The sequence below is a fragment of the Pseudosporangium ferrugineum genome (genome assembly GCF_003002065.1).
GTDB classification, from domain to species: domain Bacteria; phylum Actinomycetota; class Actinomycetes; order Mycobacteriales; family Micromonosporaceae; genus Actinoplanes; species Actinoplanes ferrugineus_A.
This window is the reverse complement of sequence record NZ_PVZG01000081.1, coordinates 1-1,374: the sequence shown is the minus strand read 5'-3', so window position 1 is coordinate 1,374 and position 1,374 is coordinate 1. Positions and strand designations below refer to the sequence as shown.

General features: G+C 65.7%; 1 protein-coding gene. It reads left to right on the top strand.

The genetic code is table 11. The annotated features are described in order from the left end of the window. Nucleotides 1–49: 49 nt before the first annotated feature. Entirely contained in the window at nucleotides 50–1,333 is a 1,284-nt protein-coding gene (locus CLV70_RS38810) for an IS256 family transposase (protein WP_106131595.1), read from the top strand. Nucleotides 1,334–1,374: the final 41 nt, after the last annotated feature.

The following is a 1,374-nucleotide window of genomic DNA, read 5'->3' as shown; positions in this document are numbered from 1 at the left end:
GGGACTGTACAAATAACGGCTGATCGACCGATCAAGGGAGAGACGCCAGATGACGACCGAGATCACCTCGGGGCGGGAGCCGGCCGCCGGGCCGGCGGATGCGGTCACGGATGAGCAGTTGATCGCGATGCTGGTCGATCGGGCTCGTGGTGACGGGCTGAAGCTGACCGGTGAGGGTGGGCTGCTGCAGCAGCTGACCAAGCGGGTCCTCGAATCGGCGCTGGACGGTGAGATCACCGACCACGTCGGCTATGACAAGCACGACCCGGCAGGTCGTGGCAGCGGGAACACCCGTAATGGCAGCCGAACCAAGACCGTGCTCACCGACGTCGGGCCGGTCGAGGTTCGGGTGCCACGCGACGCGGCGGGCACGTTCGAGCCGCAGATCGTGCGCAAGCGGCAGCGGCGGCTGACCGGCGTCGACGACATGGTCCTGTCGTTGTCGGCCAAGGGGTTGACCCACGGCGAGATCGCCGCGCACCTGGCCGAGGTCTACGGCGCTGAGGTGTCGAAGCAGACCATCTCCACCATCACCGACAAGGTCATGGACGGCATGGCGGAGTGGCAGAACCGGCCCTTGGACCGGGTTTACCCGGTCGTGTTCATCGATGCCATCAACGTCAAGATCCGCGATGGGCAGGTCGCGAACCGGCCGATCTACCTCGCCATGGCGGTCACCGTCGACGGGCACCGCGACATCCTTGGTATCTGGGCCGGTGACGGCGGTGAAGGCGCCAAGCACTGGCTGCACGTGCTGACTGAGCTGAAGAACCGCGGCGTCGCCGACGTGCTGATGCTCGTCTGCGACGGGCTCAAGGGCCTGCCGGAGGCGGTCGAGACGGTTTGGCCTCGCACGATCGTGCAGACGTGTGTGGTGCACCTGCTGCGCAACTCATTTCGCTACGCCGCGAGGCAGGACTGGGACAAGATCGCCAAGGCGCTGCGGCCGGTCTACACCGCACCGACCGAGGACGCCGCGACCGAGCGGTTCCTTGAGTTCGCCGAGGCGTGGGGCCGTAAGTATCCGGCGATCGTGAAGCTGTGGGAGAACGCCTGGGCCGAGTTCGTGCCGTTCCTCGCCTTCGACGTCGAGATCCGTAAGGTCATCTGCTCCACGAACGCGATCGAGTCGGTCAACGCCCGTATCCGCAAGGCCGTGCGAGCTCGCGGCCACTTTCCGAACGAGCAAGCCGCGCTCAAGTGCGTCTACATGGCCTTGATGAGCCTCGACCCCACCGGCGCGGGCCGGAAGCGCTGGACCATGCGCTGGAAGGCACCCCTGAACGCCTTCCAGATCGCCTTTGAAGGCCGGCTCACTCCGGCCGACAACTGACCACCTCAACAACCAAGATCAGCCGTTAACTTGACACTCCC

Coding starts and splice junctions, on each gene's coding strand:
- CLV70_RS38810 (WP_106131595.1), top strand. CDS start 50: ATGACGACCGAGATCACCTCGGGGCGGGAGCCGGCCGCCGGGCCGGCG.